The sequence below is a fragment of the Actinomyces viscosus genome (assembly GCF_900637975.1).
Classification (GTDB): Bacteria; Actinomycetota; Actinomycetes; order Actinomycetales; family Actinomycetaceae; genus Actinomyces; species Actinomyces viscosus.
This window is the reverse complement of record NZ_LR134477.1, coordinates 1246369-1262426: the sequence shown is the minus strand read 5'-3', so window position 1 is coordinate 1262426 and position 16058 is coordinate 1246369. Positions and strand designations below refer to the sequence as shown.

12 protein-coding genes are annotated in these 16058 nt (G+C 71.4%); 8 read left to right on the top strand and 4 right to left on the bottom strand.

Translation table 11 applies throughout. From position 1 onward, the window contains the following. Window positions 1-49 precede the first annotated feature (49 nt). Complete coding sequence (locus tag EL340_RS05545) at window positions 50-382, top strand: YlxR family protein (RefSeq protein ID WP_126413783.1); 333 nt, start codon at window positions 50-52, stop codon at window positions 380-382. A gap of 91 nt (window positions 383-473) precedes the next feature. After that, a complete protein-coding gene (gene infB / locus EL340_RS05540) occupies window positions 474-3479 on the top strand; it encodes a translation initiation factor IF-2 (protein WP_126413782.1) in 3006 nt (1001 codons plus the stop codon). Window positions 3480-3553: 74 nt separating this feature from the next. Here the strand turns inward: infB and rarD are convergent, their stop codons facing one another. Beyond that, window positions 3554-4552, bottom strand: coding sequence for an EamA family transporter RarD (gene rarD, locus EL340_RS05535; RefSeq protein WP_126413781.1), 999 nt, complete (start codon window positions 4550-4552; stop codon window positions 3554-3556). A gap of 198 nt (window positions 4553-4750) precedes the next feature. Between rarD and rbfA the strand changes: the two genes are divergently transcribed. The 3 genes from rbfA to EL340_RS05520 all read left to right on the top strand — a co-directional run bounded on the left by rbfA (window position 4751) and on the right by EL340_RS05520 (window position 6861). Next, entirely contained in the window at window positions 4751-5284 is a 534-nt protein-coding gene (gene rbfA, locus EL340_RS05530) for a 30S ribosome-binding factor RbfA (RefSeq protein ID WP_126413780.1), read from the top strand. Between the two features lie 116 nt (window positions 5285-5400). Beyond that, window positions 5401-6435, top strand: a complete 1035-nt coding sequence (gene truB, locus EL340_RS05525) for a tRNA pseudouridine(55) synthase TruB (RefSeq protein WP_232023290.1) — start codon at window positions 5401-5403, stop codon at window positions 6433-6435. Window positions 6436-6516: 81 nt separating this feature from the next. Further along, window positions 6517-6861 (top strand): hypothetical protein, encoded by a 345-nt coding sequence (locus EL340_RS05520; RefSeq protein ID WP_126413778.1) that lies wholly within the window; start codon window positions 6517-6519, stop codon window positions 6859-6861. Window positions 6862-6882: 21 nt separating this feature from the next. On the opposite strand, the gene EL340_RS05515 is transcribed toward EL340_RS05520, so the two are convergent. Together EL340_RS05515 and EL340_RS05510 are read right to left on the bottom strand one after the other, a co-directional pair. After that, window positions 6883-7707, bottom strand: a complete 825-nt coding sequence (locus EL340_RS05515; RefSeq protein ID WP_126413777.1) for an ABC transporter ATP-binding protein — start codon at window positions 7705-7707, stop codon at window positions 6883-6885. Window positions 7708-7718: 11 nt separating this feature from the next. Continuing rightward, entirely contained in the window at window positions 7719-10049 is a 2331-nt protein-coding gene (locus tag EL340_RS05510; protein WP_126413776.1) for an FtsX-like permease family protein, read from the bottom strand. A 319-nt stretch (window positions 10050-10368) separates the two neighbouring features. Between EL340_RS05510 and EL340_RS05505 the strand changes: the two genes are divergently transcribed. After that, entirely contained in the window at window positions 10369-11394 is a 1026-nt protein-coding gene (locus EL340_RS05505) for a bifunctional riboflavin kinase/FAD synthetase (protein ID WP_126415335.1), read from the top strand. A 243-nt stretch (window positions 11395-11637) separates the two neighbouring features. After that, window positions 11638-11907, top strand: a complete 270-nt coding sequence (rpsO, locus tag EL340_RS05500; protein WP_126413775.1) for a 30S ribosomal protein S15 — start codon at window positions 11638-11640, stop codon at window positions 11905-11907. Between the two features lie 85 nt (window positions 11908-11992). Here rpsO and fucO read toward each other — a convergent pair whose 3' ends face one another. Further along, window positions 11993-13144 carry a lactaldehyde reductase gene (fucO, locus tag EL340_RS05495; RefSeq protein ID WP_126413774.1) on the bottom strand — a complete coding sequence of 384 codons (1152 nt, stop codon included), beginning with the start codon at window positions 13142-13144 and terminating at the stop codon, window positions 11993-11995. A 429-nt stretch (window positions 13145-13573) separates the two neighbouring features. Between fucO and EL340_RS05490 the strand changes: the two genes are divergently transcribed. Further along, entirely contained in the window at window positions 13574-15946 is a 2373-nt protein-coding gene (locus tag EL340_RS05490; RefSeq protein WP_126413773.1) for a polyribonucleotide nucleotidyltransferase, read from the top strand. Window positions 15947-16058 lie beyond the last annotated feature (112 nt).

Here is a 16058-nt window from a genome sequence, read left to right as displayed (position 1 = left end):
CGGTGCCCGCGTCAGCGGTTGCAGAGCAGCGGAAGGACACCGACGGACGGTGGCGACCACCCCCCACGTGCCCGAGCGCACCTGCATCGGCTGCCGGCAAAGAGCCCCGCGGGCGCAGCTGCTGCGTCTCGTGCTGACGTCGAGCGGTGAGCTCGACGTCGATGCCCGGGCCGTCAGACCCGGGCGCGGCGCCTGGATCCACCCGGATCCCGAGTGCCTCACCCTCGCTGAGCGACGACGCGCCGCTCCTCGCGCCCTGCGCACCGGCGGACCACTGGACGTGGCCCGGGTCCGCGGGTTCCTGGAGCGGGGACTGGTCAACGACGGCGAGGTCCCCGCTGCCCGACCGGGTGAGCGGACCACCGATAGCGAAGGCGGGTAGGAAGCCGATGGGCACCCGATGAGTACCCAGCGATGAGCTGCCTCTAGAAGCACCCACCCCTGTCCGGGGTGGGAAACCGGACAGGAGAAAAGTGGCTAAACCACGCGTTCATGAGCTCGCCAAGGAGCTCGACCCCACTGGCAAGAAGGTCACCTCGAAGGTGATCCTGGCCTGGCTCAAGGACCAGGGAGAGTTCGTCAAGGCGGCCTCCTCCGCGGTCGAGCCCCCCGTCGCTCGCCGGGTTCGCGAGCACTTCGCCGCCCAGGTGCAGGAGGCACCGGCGGACACCAAGACTGACAGCAAGGCTGCTGAGCCGGCCAAGGCCTCCTCCCAGGCTCCCAAGCCCTCCAAGGCCGCCCCCAAGCCCGGAGCGGCTCAGGCCGTTCGGCCGGGGCCGGCAGGGGCCCAGGCCTCGTCGCCGAACCCCGTCGCCAGGCCCGCAGCCCCCAAGCCCGGTGCCGGTGCGCCCAAGCCCGGCGCGCCGGCCGCCGCGCCCAGGCCCGAGACCTCGGCCCCCAAGCCGGGCGGCGGCTCCCAGGCCCCGGCGGGCGCAGCGAGGCCGGCGCCCCAGGGAAGCGCCCCCGCCTCCGGGGACGCCCCCAAGGCGCCCAAGCCCGGTGCCGGTGCGCCCAAGCCGGCGGCGTCCGCCTCCGGCGCCCCCACCCCCGGCCCTCGCCGCAACGCCCCCACACCGGGGCCGCGTCCCGGCGCCCCGCGTCCGGGGAACAACCCCTTCGCCACCTCCCAGGGCATGCCCCGTCAGGGCGGGCAGGGAGGCCGTGGCGGCCAGCGCTCGGGCCAGTCGCGCTCGGGCGCGCCACGTCCGGGGAACAACCCCTTCGCCACCTCCCAGGGCATGCCCCGTCCCGGTGGCTCCGGTGGCCCCCGCCCCCAGGGCGGCCCGCGTCCCGGCGGCCCCCGGCCCCAGGGCGGTGCCCGGCCTCAGGGAGCCGGTCGTTCCGGCGCCCCGCGCCCGGGCGGTCCCCGTCCCAACCCGGGCATGATGCCCGGCCAGTCCTCCATCGGCCGTCCCGGCGCTCCCGCGCGCGGCGGTGCCGGTGGCGGTGGTGGCCGCGGCTCGCGCCCCGGCGGCGGTGGCAGGCCCGGAGGTGGCGGCGGTGGACGTCCCGGCGGCGGCTTCGGCGGGCCCCGTGGCGGTCGCGGTGGTCGCGGCTCCACCCAGGGCGCCTTCGGCCGCGGCGGCGGCGCCCCGCGGGGACGCAAGTCCAAGCGGGCCAAGCGCCAGGAGTTCGAGCAGCAGAGCGCGCCGTCGATCGGCGGCGTCATCGTCCCGCGCGGTGACGGCTCCACCCCGGTGCGCGTGCGCCAGGGCGCGACGCTCACGGACCTGGCCGAGAAGATCAACGCCAACCCCGCGGCCCTGGTGACCGTGCTGTTCCACCTCGGTGAGATGGCCACGGCCACCCAGTCCCTGGACGAGGACACCTTCGCCCTCCTGGGCGCCGAGCTGGGCTACAACGTCCAGATCGTCTCGCCCGAGGACGAGGACCGCGAGCTCCTGGAGTCCTTCGACATCGACCTCGAGCCCGACGAGGACGACGCCAACCTCGTGCCGCGTCCCCCGGTGGTCACGGTCATGGGTCACGTCGACCACGGTAAGACCAAGCTGCTGGACGCGATCCGCTCCACCGACGTCGTCGCCGGCGAGGCCGGGGGCATCACCCAGTCCATCGGCGCCTACCAGGTGCGCGTCAACCTGAACGACGAGGAGCGTCCGATCACCTTCATCGACACCCCCGGTCACGAGGCCTTCACGGCCATGCGTGCCCGCGGTGCCGAGGTGACCGACATCGCCATCCTCGTCGTGGCCGCCGACGACGGCGTCATGCCCCAGACCGTTGAGGCCCTCAACCACGCCCAGGCGGCCAACGTGCCGATCGTCGTGGCGGTCAACAAGATCGACAAGGAGGGCGCCAACCCGGACAAGATCCGCGGCCAGCTCACCGAGTACGGTCTGGTCCCCGAGGAGTACGGCGGCGACACGATGTTCGTGGACATCTCCGCCAAGCAGCGTCTCCACATCGACGAGCTCCTCGAGGCCGTCCTGCTCACCGCGGACGCCGCCCTGGACCTGCGGGCCAACCCGGACACCGAGGCCCGCGGCGTCACCATCGAGGCCAAGCTCGACAAGGGCCGCGGCGCCGTGAGCACCATCCTGGTCGAGCGCGGCACGCTGCGAGTCGGCGACCCGATCGTGGCCGGGAGCGCCTACGGGCGCGTGCGCGCCATGTTCAACGAGCACGGGGAGAACCTCACCGAGGCCGGGCCCGCCCGTCCGGCCCTGGTCCTGGGGCTCACGAACGTGCCCAGCGCCGGTGACTCCTTCATCGTCGCCCCCGACGACCGCACGGCCCGCCAGATCGCCGACAAGCGTGAGGCCGCCGAGCGCGCCGCCCTGCTGGCCAAGCGTCGCAAGCGTGTGTCCCTGGAGAACCTCACCGACGTCCTCAAGGAGGGCAAGGTCGACACCCTCAACCTCATCCTCAAGGGCGACAGCTCGGGTGCGGTCGAGGCCCTGGAGGACTCCCTGCTCAAGATCGACGTCGGCGAGGAGGTCGCCCTGCGCGTCATCCACCGCGGCGTGGGTGCCATCACGCAGAACGACGTCAACCTGGCCACGGTGGACTCCGCCGTCATCATCGGCTTCAACGTCCGGCCCGCCGAGCGCGTCTCGGAGATCGCCGACCGCGAGGGCGTCGACATGAAGTTCTACTCGGTCATCTACAACGCGATCGAGGACGTCGAGGCCGCCATGAAGGGCATGCTCAAGCCCGTCTACGAGGAGGTCGAGCTCGGCACCGCCGAGATCCGGCAGATCTTCCGCTCCTCGAAGTTCGGCTCCATCGCCGGCTCCATCGTCCGCTCGGGCATCATCAAGCGGGGCGCCAAGGCCCGCCTGGTGCGCGATGGCGTCGTCGTCAACGGCGACCTGTCCATCGAGACGCTGCGCCGCGAGAAGGACGACGTCACCGAGGTCCGCGAGGGCTACGAGTGCGGTATCAACCTGGGCTTCAAGGACATCGCCGAGGGCGACGTCATCGAGACCTGGGAGATGCGCGAGAAGCCGCGCGACTGAGCGCTGCCGCATGACGCAGGCGGGGTCCCACCACCATCCGGTGGTGGGGCCCCGCCTCGTGGTGGGAGCCGGCCTCAGCACGGGCGGGGACGGCGGACGAGCTGGTGCACGGCGTCGCCGATGAAGACCGAGACCGCCGCCCACACCAGCACCATGGCCGCCCAGCGGGCCGGCGGGATCTGCTCGTGGAAGACGGCCCAGGCCAGGAGGAACTGGGTGATCGGGGCGATGTACTGGCTCATCCCCACCACCGACAGCGGCACGCGCCGCGTCCCGGCGGCGAAGAGCAGCAGCGGCACGGCCGTGACGGGCCCCGCCACCACGAGCAGCGCCATGATCCGCCACCCCTGGCCGGGCGCCTGCCAGGCCGACTGCCCCTGCCAGGCCAGGTACCCCAGGTAGGCGAGCGCCACGGGAGCCACGACGGCGCTCTCCACCGTCAGCCCGGTCAGGGCGTCCACCTGCGGTCCGATCCGCTTCTTGACCAGCCCGTACAGGGCGAAGGAGAAGGCCAGGGCCAGGGAGATCCACGGCAGTGAGCCCTGCAGGACCACCAGGAGCACCACGGCGGCGCCGGCCAGACCGATCGAGACCCGGTGGACGGGGCGCAGCCGCTCACGCAGCACCAGGGAGGCCAGGGCCACCGTCACCAGCGGGTTGATGAAGTAGCCCAGGGCGGCGTCGGCCGTGCGCGCGGTGTTGACGCCGTAGACGTAGACGAGCCAGTTGACCGAGACCAGCACGCCCGAGACGGCCAGTGCCCCCAGCAGACGGGGCGTGCGCCAGAGTCGGGCCAGCCGCGCCCAGCGGCGCCGTGAGGCCACCAGCAGCAGGCAGGTGGCCAGGGTCCACACGATCCGGTGGCCGATGATCTCGACGCTGCCGGCCTCCGACAGGAGCCGGAAGTAGAGGGGGAAGACGCCCCAGAGGGTGTAGCAGCCGATGACCAGGGCCATCCCGGTGCTGTCGAGCGCCCCTGACGTCGGCACCGGTGCCGACGGGGGCCCCGGAGTGGAAGGGGACGCGGCGGGGAGCTCGGGCTCGTGTGACGGTGCATCGGGGGAGGAGGCCATTGTGATCTGTTCCTGAACCGTTCGCGCTCGGGGATGGCAGCGCAGACCGCGCTGATGCTCCACGTAGCATAGTGAGACGCACTGGACCGCCTCGTCAGGGGACGGCTCGCCCCCGGTGTGGCCGCCGCACCGACCGGTCACGATCGCTGACGTCCAGGACCGCACCGAACCGGACCTCACACATGAAGGAGCCCCGCCATGGCCGACGCCGCCCGCGCCCGCAAGGTCGCCGACCGCATTCACGAGACCGTCGCCCGCCTCCTTCAGGGGCGCATCAAGGACCCGCGCCTGGGCTTCGTCACCGTCACCGACGTCCGCGTCACCGGGGACCTGCAGCAGGCGACCATCTTCTACACCGTCTACGGCAGCGACGAGGAGCGTGAGGAGACGGCCAAGGCGCTGCGCTCGGCCAAGGGGCTCATCCGTTCCGAGGTGGGCAAGGCCCTGGGCATCCGCCTGACCCCGTCCCTGACCTTCCAGCTCGACGCCCTGCCCACCACCGCCAAGACCCTCGAGGACGCCCTGGCCCAGGCCCGGGTGCGCGACGCCCAGATCGCCAAGGCCGCCGAGGGCGCCGCCTACGCGGGCGAGGCCGACCCCTACCGGCACGACGACGAGCCCGACCCTCAGACGGGCTCAGAGACCGACGACGAGACGGCCGACGAGCATGGTGCCGATGACGACGAGCAGGAGACCGACCGGGGTCCCGCCCGGGACACCGAGGCCCTGTGATCGTGCCTCAGCCCTCTGATCTCTCCGAGCCCGCCGGGCAGGCAGACGGTCGCAGTGGTCACGGAGGCGATCAGCACCGAGCGCGTCGGCGCCGCCCCGACGTCGCCCGTGGCGCCGTGGCCGCCTCCGACGGGGTCCTCCTGGTGGACAAGCCCCAGGGGCTGACCAGCCACGACGTCGTCGGCGCCGCCCGGCGCCTGGCCGCCACCCGCAAGGTGGGCCATGCCGGCACCCTCGACCCCATGGCCACCGGCCTGCTGGTCCTGGGCATCGGACGCGCCACCCGCTTCCTCACCTACCTGGTGGGGGCGGACAAGACCTACGAGGCGACCATCCGCCTCGGGATCGAGACCACCACCGAGGACGCCGAGGGCGAGCTCGTCTCCGCTCACGGCTGCCGCGCCGACGACCTGCCCGCGGATCGTCTCCAGGAGGCGCTGGCGGGCCTGACCGGTCTGATCCAGCAGGTGCCCAGTGCTGTCTCAGCCGTCAAGGTCGACGGCGTACGCGCCTACAAGCGGGTCCGTGACGGCCAGGAGGTCGAGCTGGAGGCCAGGCCCGTCACCGTCCACGAGCTGCGCATCACCGGCGAGCCACGCCAGATGAGCGCTGGCGTCGTCGCTCCGCCGTCAGCCGACCTGACCAACGTGGTCGGCATGGTCGACGTGGTTGATCTCGACGTCGTCGTCTCCTGCTCCTCGGGAACCTACGTGCGGGCCCTGGCCAGGGACCTGGGCCGGGCACTGGGATGCGGGGCGCACCTGACCGCGCTGCGGCGCACCGGCGTCGGCCCCTTCGACATCTGCGAGGCCAGCACCCTGACGGCCCTGTCCGAGCAGGTGCAGGACGACGCCGCCTCTACCCGCCCCCGCGGCCTGACCACGATCCCGCTGGAGGAGGTCGCCCGGCGCTGCTTCGAGCGTCTGTCTCTCACGGAGGCCGAGGCGCGCGGGCTGCGCTTCGGGCAGCCTCTCGACGTCACGGCCCTGGAACGGGCCCAGGCACCCGCGGGTGACTCGCCTCCGGTGACGTCCAAGGAGGCTCAGGGGCGGCGCGTAGTTGCCGGATTCGCGCCCGAGGGGCGGCTCGTGGCACTGTTGACGCCTCAAGGCTCGCGCGCCCGCCCGGTCCTGGTCCTGGACCCAGCTTGAGACGCGACAGCGGAGGCGGATGGGCCCCGCAGGTCCTACGGCGCACGCGGGCACGATGAGCGTTCTTGACAAGGAGACACGATGAGTCAGACCGGTACCGGATGCCGCTGCGGCTGCGGCGGCCACGGACAGCAGGGCAGCAAACAGGATGAGCGCGCCGCCGCGCCGGAGGTGGCCCAGCCCCTGGGGGAGGACCACCGGCCGGCACCCGTGCAGGCCGCCTCACCGACCACCGCGCACTCGGCTCAGCAGCTCTCCCCGGAGGCCGTCGACCCGGTGGCCATCGCCTCAGCGGTCACGACGGCGCTGGGTGCGGCCGCCCCGCAGGGCGTCACCCCCGGTCACAAGGCCGGCAACCTGCTGGGCCTGCGGGATATCTCCGCCCCGGCCTCCAGCGGTGGCGGCTGCGGCTGCGGCGGCCACTGACGGCCACTGAGCCCGGATGCGTCACACGCTGCGGCGCTGAAGGGCCTCGGTGACCGTGGTCAGGCGGGAGGAGGGCTCTGCCCGCTCCTCAGCCTCCTCGTAGCGGCCCAGAGCGAGGTCCTCCACGATCCGCCCGTCCACGAGCACCAGAACCCGGTCCGCCCGGGCAGCCACCTGGGCGTCATGGGTCACCATGACGAGGGTTGTCCCTGACGCATGAACCTGGCCGAGCAGATCGAGGATCTGCAGCGCGGTGGCCGAGTTGAGCGCCCCGGTCGGCTCATCGGCGAAGACGATCCCGGGATCGTTGATCAGTGCCCGGCAGATCCCGGCACGCTGGAGCTGGCCCCCGGAGACCTCGGTGACGCCGTTGGCGGCCAGGTCCGCGATCCCCATGCGCTCCATGAGCTCCTTCCCCCGCACCGTGACCTCGGTGCGCGCACGCTTACCCGCCAGGAACCCGGGCAGGACGATGTTGTCCAGCAGGCACAGGGTCGTCATGAGATGGGGCTGCTGGAAGACGAACCCGAAGCGCGACAGCCGCAGCGCCGCCAGCTCCTTCTCGCTCAAGGTGGTGATCTCGGTGTCGCCCAGAAGCACCGATCCGGCATCGGGTCGGTCCATGCCGCTCAGACAGTGCAGGAGCGTGGACTTGCCGGAACCCGAGGGGCCCATGATGGCGACGAACTGCCCCTGCGCGATCTCCAGGTCAAGGTTCGTCAGGACGGGGGAGTGGTAGCTCTTGGACAGGCCCTGGACCCGCAGAGCCGGCTGTCCTGTCCCCGGGGCGGCGGCCGGCTCCGCCTCGGTTGCCGTGGAGCTGCTGGAAGCGCTGGGGTTGCTCATTGTCTGTCTCCTTACTCGCCGGTGGTCAGGGTGGTGGACAGGGGCATGGTGCGCAGGCGCCTGAGCGCCAGGGCGACGGCGCCGATGACGGTGGCCAGCAGCGCCCCCGGCAGGACGATCCCCACCAGCCACGGGTTGGGAAGAAGCTGAAGGTCCGGTGCGCCGCGTGTGGCCATGAGCGCCCCGATCGCGGAGCCGCCCACCGTGAAGGCGGCCAGGAGCCCCAGGGCGACCCCGGCCAGAGCCAGGATGCCGAACCGGATGAAGTACTGGCCTGCCACGGCCCGCCGGGTGCAGCCCAGTGCCAGGAGCACAGCCGTCTGAGGCCGTTCCCGAGAGATGATGAGGACGGTGAACAGCACCGTGATGAGGAAGGACAGCCCCAGCGCGATGGCGCACGCCATCGTGGTGATGAGACGGACCTGGGCGCCGGTGGCCCCGAAGAGCTGGGAGGCGTACTGGTTCATGCCGATCGCCTGCACCCCCGGATACTCCTGGCTCAGGTCCTTCGCGACGGCGCCGGCCTGGTCGGGTGAGTGGGCGTCGGCGTAGATGATCTGCCACAGTGCGGGGGAGCCGTCGTCGAAGGTGGCCTTGGCGGTCTTCCCGTTGTTGGTGATGTCCTGGTAGATGCCCGTCACTGTGAGATCCCGGTCGCCCTGGGTGGTCTGCACGGTGACGGTGGAGCCCTCCTGGGCGCCCGCGGCCTGGGCCTGGCTGTAGGACAGGGAGACCTCATTGTCCGTGGTGGGGCCGCGGCCGGAGACGTACTTCATGGGAAAGGCATCGTGGTCCCCGATGTCGATGAGGACCGTCTCCCAGCTGCCACTGCTCGTGGACATCTTGTAGCTGCGGCGCAGCACGGTGGTGTGCCGGCTGACGCGGGGATCGGAGTCGACCGTCTTCTCCACGGTGGCCAGGTCCTCGACCCCGGTGCGTACGTCGATGCGCAGGTCCGCCTGGCCGACGCCCAGGTAGGTGGCGATCCGCGGGTCGCTCAGGGTGGTGGAGACATTCGCCGGCAGGATCATGGTGAGGGTGCACAGGGCCAGAACGCCGAGCAGCAGCGCGTTGGAGGGGCGCAGCGCCTCACGCGCCCCGAGCCACACCTGGACCGGAAGGCGGCGCAGGCCGGTGAGTCTCCAGTGCTGGCGGCGCGTACGCAGGGAGGCGCTGGTGCCGCTGCGCAGCGCCTCGACGGCCGAGATGCGTCCGATGCGCCGCAGCGCCAGCCAGGTGAAGCCGATGACGAGGGCCGCCAGAACCAGCACCGCGATGACGGGCAGCCCCACGCTCCAGACGGTTGTCGGAGGCCTGCCCAGGTAGAGCGTCGTGGGAGCCTCCAGCGCTGCGGCCAGGGGCAGACCAGCCAGGTAGCCGACGGTTGCCCCGGCTGCCGACAGGGCCAGGTACTTGAGCACGTAGAGACGACGTATCCGGCTCTGAGGCGCCCCGATGGCCTTGAGCGCGGCGATCTGCGCCAGGTCCGTCTCGATGGCCGCCAGCACCGTGTATCGCAGGGCGAGGATGGCCACCACGGCCAGCACGATCGCCACCACCAGGGCCACGGCCACGATGAGCATGACATTCAGGGAGTTCATGAGCTGGATCATCGAGGCGCTGATGTCAATCCCGTTGCTGGGCAGACCCGCGTCCTTGTAGGCCTCGATGACGCTACCGGGGCGAGCCGAGGTGGCCAGGTCGAGCTCGATGAGGTACTCGGGCTCGCTGATCTGCTGCTCCAGAGCGGAGAAGTCCTCGGGAGAGACCACCAGGCGCTTGGAGGGGATCATGGCGGCGTTCATCTGCGCGTCGCGCGCGAAGCCCACGACTCTGAGCGTCGTGGTCCGACCCACCCCGCTGACGGTGACGGTGTCGCCCACGTCGGCGGCCTTGATCGCCCGGTAGTGGATCGGCAGGACCACCTCACCCGGCCCCGGGGCCACGGGGCTGCCGTTGTCGTCGAGCAGCAGGTCGAGGTGCTTGGGGGAGGTGACGAAGGCGGGCTCGTTGTAGGAGTCGGACTGGTTGACGCCGTCGATGGAGAGCTCCTGGCGCGGCACCGGCAGGGTCTTGATGACCTCGTGCCCGGTGACGTCGCTGCGCGCCTGGGCCCACTGGTCGACGGCCTGGAGGGTGTCGTCGTTGACCTGCCCGGTGTGCATCTGGACCAGGTCCGGCAGCTTGGCCCGCTGCGAGAGCCGGCTGGTTGCGGTGAGGCTGTCCACGACCAGGGACGTCCCGGCCGACATCAGGGTGGCGGCCAGGGCGATGAGGGCGGTCAGGGTGGCGGCCACGACGGCTCCGCGCGCCAGGTCGGCCTTGAGCAGTCGCATCAGCATGGCGGCGGCCTCCTTGAAGTCTTTCTGCCCGGTGCGTGTTCCGTGCGGCTCTTTCTCATGTCCTGGAAGCGTTCTCGACGCTAACCGACCGTCGGTCGATATCGAGAATAGACCGGCGGTCGGTTAGCGTCAAGGCGTGTCGCGCTCCGTGAGGTCGCGCCCGGCGGTGCGGCCGTGGCAGGGTTGTCCCGCACGAGCCGCCGTCCCGTCCCGTCTGTGCAGGTCGGGAGCGTGCGCCGTGACATCTGGACAGCAACGTGAACAATGCGGCAGGGGACGCAGCGCGTCCCGCGGGCAGACGAGAGCAGGGATGTCGACAGTGGAGGTCTGGTACGGCGCCGAGCAGGTGCCAGCGAGCCTGAGCGCACCGGACGGGCCGGGCACGGTGGTCACGATGGGCATCTTCGACGGCGTCCATCGCGGGCACCAGGCGGTCCTGGGGCGCGTCGTCGAGCTCTCCGAAGAGCTCACCCGCGACGGCGAGCGGCCCCTGGCCGTCGCGGTCACCTTCGACCCGCACCCCCGCAGCGTCCACCAGCCGGAGGTGGACCTGCCCCTCATCACCTCACTGACCGATCGCCTGGCCTCCCTGGGGGACCTCGGCCTGGACGCGGTCCTGGTCATCACCTACACCCTCGACTTCGCGGCTCAGAGCCCGCAGGACTTCGTGCGCACCTGGCTGGAGGGGCTGCTCGGCGCTCGGGCGGTCGTCGTCGGGGACGACGTGCGCTTCGGCTGCCACAACTCCGGGGACGCCGCCACCCTGGAGCAGATCGGACGGGCTGACGGCTTCGCGGTCGAGATCGTCTCCAAGATCCGTTCCCGCCAGGGGCGGCGCTGGTCCTCGACCTGGATCCGCCAGTGCCTCAAGGAGGGGAACATGGGGCAGGCCCACCAGGTCCTGGGCCGTCCTCACCGGCTGCGCGGCGTCGTCGTGAGGGGGCTGCGCCGCGGGCGCGAGCTCGGCTTCCCCACCGCCAACCTGGAGGCCGCCACCGCCGGCGTCGTGCCGCCCGACGGTGTCTACGCCGGCTGGCTGGTGCGCGGCAGCGGTGCCGACGCCACCGGCCAGCGCCTGCCCGCCGCCATCTCGATCGGCACCAACCCCACCTTCGACGACGTCCCCCAGCGCACGGTCGAGGCCCACGTGCTGGGGCGCGCCGACCTCAACCTCTACGGCGAGGAGGTCGGGATCGAGCTCGTCGAGCGCCTGCGCCCCATGCTCGCCTTCGACGGCCTGGACCCGCTCCTGGTCCAGATGCGCACCGACATCGAGGACACCGCCCGGATCCTGGGCGTCCCGGTGCCCGATCCGATCCGCCCCGAGGACGTCACCGCGCAGTAGTCGCCGTGAGCCGCCGTTGCCGCAGCCTTTCCGGGGGCAGCGCGCCCGAGGGGCGTTCGGCGTCGGTGCGGCGTCGGCGCATCCCGTCTCCGCCCCCGGGCTGTGCCGGTTCACACAGCGGCCGGCGCGATCGGCGTGCGGCGACGCTGGTAAGGTTGGCAGGCCGTCGATCGGCCACGGATACCTCATGCCCGGGAGAACCTGCCCCGGCGCTCCGTGCAACGAGACCCGAAGGAGTCCGCTATGTCGGTTACCCCCGAGCGCAAGCAAGAGATCATCGCCGAGTACGCCACCCACGAGGGTGACACGGGCTCCCCGGAGGTCCAGGTCGCCATCCTCACCGAGCGCATCTCCAACCTCACCGAGCACTTCAAGGGCCACGCCCACGACCACCACTCGCGTCGCGGCCTCTACCTGCTCATCGGTAAGCGCCGCCGCCTCCTGGACTACCTCATGAAGGAGGACATCGAGCGTTACCGCGCCCTCATCGCCCGCCTCGGCATCCGCCGCTGAGCGCGCTGACGGTCGCGAGCCGTGCGGCCCGGCCCCCGTCCTGGGGAGCCGGGCCGCACGGCGTCTTCCGGGTGCCCCGAGGCGCCTAGAGCAGCGAGGCGTAGATCGCCCTGATGTCCTCGCGGGTCGCAGGACGCGGGTTGCCCGGCGTGCACACGTCGGCGAAGGCGTCGTCGGTCAGGGCCTCAATACCGTCGGCCTCCACCCCGACCTCGGAGATCCGCGTGGGGTTGCCCAGGTCCCGCGTCAGCTGGGCCACGGCCTCCACGGCCGCTGCGCGCGCCTCGTCCAGCGGCATCGTCTGGGCGTCGGCGACCCCGAAGGCCTCGGCGATGTCCCGGTACTTCTCCCCGGTGTGCTCGGCGTTGAAGGCCATGACTGGAGCCAGCAGGATCCCGTTTGCCACCCCGTGCGGGGCGTTGTAGCGCCCGCCCAGCGGGTGCGCCATGCCGTGGACCAGGCCGAGCCCGACGTTGGAGTAGGCCATGCCGTTGATGTAGGCGGCCAGACCCATCTGCTCGACGGCGTCGGCGTCCCCGTCGGCCGCGGCGCGCAGGTTGGCGGCGATCATCTGGATGGAGCGCAGGCACAGGGCGTCGGAGAGCGCCCAGGCTCCCGGCGTGATGTAGCCCTCGATGGCGTGGGTGAGGGCGTCCAGCCCGGTGGCCACCTTGAGCGAGCGGGGCATGCCGTCCATGAGATCGGGGTCGACGATGGCCAGGACCGGGATGTCGTGGGGGTCGACGCACACGAACTTGCGCTGCTTGGCGGTGTCGGTGATGACGTAGTTGATGGTGGTCTCGCTGGCCGTGCCCGCGGTCGTGGGAACGCCGATGATCGGCACGCCCGGCCTGGTGGTGGGGGACAGGCCCTCCAGGCTCAGCACGTCCTCGAAGTCGGGGTTGGTGGCGATGACCGAGATCGCCTTGCAGGTGTCCTGGGGCGAGCCCCCGCCCAGGCCGATGAGCACGTCGGCGCCCGAGGCGCGGAAGGCGGCCAGCCCGGCCTGAACCTTCTCGACCGGCGGGTTGGGGACGACGTCGGAGAAGATCTCCCAGCCGATGCCGGCCTTATCGAGCAGGTCGGTGATGCGGGTCGCGGTGCCGTTGTCGGCCAGCACCGGGTCGGTGACGATGAAGGCCCTGGTCAGGCCCCGGCGGGCGATCTCTGGGGCGATGTTGGCGATCGCGCCCCTGCCGAAGTAGCCGGTCTGGTTGAAGATCATGCGGTAGGTCATCGTTGACGCTCCTGAGAAGAAGAGGTGAGACAGGATTATTTGTCCTGTCATTGGCGCTACCTTGTCACGCCGGGGCGAGTCCGGTCCAGAATCGAAGGTCCCGCGCGTCTCATCTCACGTGGCACTCGGCGGCGCCGATCGGCATGATGAGGCCGCACACGATAGAATCTGCGCGGCTGCGCCCTCTGCGTACTCGTGACGGCTCTTCGACGCTCTCCCAGCGTGAGAACCGGTGAGGGGCACGGGGTGCCGCAGCCCTGTCTCCGGGAAGAGACCCGGAGCGCTGCCGGCCCCGTCGGTTTTCGGTGGTGGCCTCCGGAACCGCTCCCGCGCCGTCGGATCATGGAGATCCACGCGCTGGAGGACCAGGCTCCGTGGGCCTCGATCGAAGGCCACGGACCGGCTCGACGATCGCGAGAAAGAGACTTCATGTTCATTGATGACCCCGAGGTCACCGCCGCTGAGGCAGTGATCGACAACGGCTCCTTCGGCAAGCGCGTGGCGCGCTTCGAGACGGGCCGCCTGGCCAAGCAGGCCGCTGGAAGCGCCATGGCCTACCTCGACGGTGAGACCGCCGTCCTGTCCGCCACCACCGTGGGCAAGCACCCCAAGGACCAGTTCGACTTCTTCCCCCTGACCGTGGACGTCGAGGAGCGCCAGTACGCCGCCGGTCGCATCCCCGGCTCCTTCTTCCGCCGCGAGGGCCGCGCCGGCACCGCCGCCATCCTGGCCTGCCGCCTCATCGACCGCCCGCTGCGCCCCTCCTTCGTCAAGGGCCTGCGCAACGAGGTCCAGGTCGTCGAGACCGTCCTGGCCATCCACCCCGACGACGACTACGACGTCCTGGCCATCAACGCCGCCTCGATGTCCACCCAGATCGCCGGCCTGCCCTTCTCCGGGCCCGTGGCCGGCACCCGCCTGGCCCTCATCGACGGGCACTGGGTGGCCTTCCCCCGTTACTCCGAGCAGCAGCGCGCCACCTTCCAGATGGTCGTGGCCGGCCGTGTGCTGGAGTCCGGCGACGTCGCCATCATGATGGTCGAGGCCGGCGCCACCGAGCACGCCTGGGAGCTCATCAACGCCGGGGCCGTGGCCCCCACCGAGGCCGTCGTCGCTGAGGGCCTGGAGGCCGCCAAGCCCCACATCAAGGCCCTGTGCGAGGCCCAGCTCGAGGTCGCCCAGCACGCCTCGAAGCCCACCGCCGAGTTCCCCCTCTACCTGGACTACTCCGACGAGCAGTACGACGCCGTCGAGAAGGCCGCCGAGGCCCACGGCCTGGCCGCCGCCATCGCCACCGAGGGCAAGCAGGCCCGTGACCTGGCCACCGACGCCGTGCGCGACGAGGTCCTGGCCGAGCTCGCCGAGTCCTTCCCCACCGAGGAGGACACCAAGGCCCTCAAGGCCGCCTTCCGCTCCGTGACCAAGAAGATCGTGCGCCACCGCACCCTCACCGAGGGCGTGCGCATGGACGGGCGCGGCCTCAAGGACATCCGCACCCTGGCCGCCGAGGTTGAGGTCCTGCCCCGCGTCCACGGCTCGGCCATCTTCGAGCGCGGCGAGACCCAGATCCTGGGCGTGACCACCCTCAACATGCTGCGCATGGAGCAGCAGGTGGACGACCTCTCCCCGGTCACCCACAAGCGCTACATGCACAACTACAACTTCCCGCCCTTCTCCACCGGTGAGACCGGCCGCGTGGGTGCCCCCAAGCGCCGCGAGATCGGCCACGGCAACCTGGCCGAGCGGGCCCTCGTGCCCGTCCTGCCCACCCGCGAGGACTTCCCCTACGCGATCCGCCAGGTCTCCGAGGCCCTGGGCTCCAACGGCTCGACCTCCATGGGCTCGGTGTGCGCCTCCACGCTGTCCCTGCTCAACGCCGGTGTCCCGCTGCGCGCCCCCGTGGCCGGTATCGCCATGGGCCTCATGCACGAGGTCATCGACGGCGAGACCAAGTGGGCCACCCTCACCGACATCCTCGGCTCCGAGGACGCCTTCGGGGACATGGACTTCAAGGTCGCCGGAACCCGCGACTTCATCACCGCCCTCCAGCTGGACACCAAGCTCGACGGCCTGCCCTCCGAGGTCCTGGCCGGTGCGCTCAGCCAGGCCCGTGACGCCCGCCTGTTCATCCTCGACGTCCTGGCCCAGGCCATCGACACCCCTGACGAGATGGCTCCCACCGCTCCGCGCGTGCTGGCCGTGCGCATCCCGGTGGACAAGATCGGCGAGGTCATCGGCCCCAAGGGCAAGATGATCAACCAGATCCAGGAGGACACCGGCGCGGACCTGACGGTCGAGGACGACGGCACCGTCTACATCGGCGCCTCCGACGGCCCCTCGGCCGAGGCCGCCCGGGACGCCGTCAACGCCATCGCCAACCCGCAGATGCCCGAGATCGGCGAGCGCTTCGTGGGCACCGTGGTCAAGACCACGACCTTCGGCGCCTTCGTCTCGCTGACCCCCGGCAAGGACGGCCTGCTCCACATCTCCCAGATCCGCCGGCTCGTCGGCGGCAAGCGCGTGGAGAACGTCGAGGACGTCCTGGGCGTGGGTGACAAGGTCCAGGTCGAGCTGGCCGAGATCGACCAGCGCGGCAAGCTGAGCCTGCACGCGGTCCTCACCGACGAGCAGCTGGCCGCCGAGGCCGAGGGCGAGGCGGCCCGCAAGGCCTCCCGCGAGAGCGGCCCGCGCCGTGAGCGTGAGAGCCGCGAGAGCAAGGACGGTGAGGGCGAGCAGCCGCGCCGCGAGCGTCGCCCGCGCCGCCGTCGGATGCGCACCGCCGACTCCTCCGAGGAGGAGTGAGGCCCTCCCAGCGGCGTTAGCCGACTGACGCGTCTTGACGGTGCCCTCGCCCGGTCCAGTGGACCGGGCGAGGGCACCGTCGTTCGCCAGCGCGTTCGCTGCGCGCGGCAGG

What these genes read in the sequence shown, in the direction of transcription:
- rarD (WP_126413781.1), bottom strand. Translation starts at nt 4,552, where the DNA reads ATGGCCTCCTCCCCCGATGCACCGTCACACGAGCCCGAGCTCCCCGCC.
- rbfA (WP_126413780.1), top strand. Translation starts at nt 4,751, where the DNA reads ATGGCCGACGCCGCCCGCGCCCGCAAGGTCGCCGACCGCATTCACGAG.
- EL340_RS05520 (WP_126413778.1), top strand. Translation starts at nt 6,517, where the DNA reads ATGAGTCAGACCGGTACCGGATGCCGCTGCGGCTGCGGCGGCCACGGA.
- EL340_RS05515 (WP_126413777.1), bottom strand. Translation starts at nt 7,707, where the DNA reads ATGAGCAACCCCAGCGCTTCCAGCAGCTCCACGGCAACCGAGGCGGAG.
- EL340_RS05510 (WP_126413776.1), bottom strand. Translation starts at nt 10,049, where the DNA reads ATGCTGATGCGACTGCTCAAGGCCGACCTGGCGCGCGGAGCCGTCGTG.
- rpsO (WP_126413775.1), top strand. Translation starts at nt 11,638, where the DNA reads ATGTCGGTTACCCCCGAGCGCAAGCAAGAGATCATCGCCGAGTACGCC.
- fucO (WP_126413774.1), bottom strand. Translation starts at nt 13,144, where the DNA reads ATGACCTACCGCATGATCTTCAACCAGACCGGCTACTTCGGCAGGGGC.
- EL340_RS05490 (WP_126413773.1), top strand. Translation starts at nt 13,574, where the DNA reads ATGTTCATTGATGACCCCGAGGTCACCGCCGCTGAGGCAGTGATCGAC.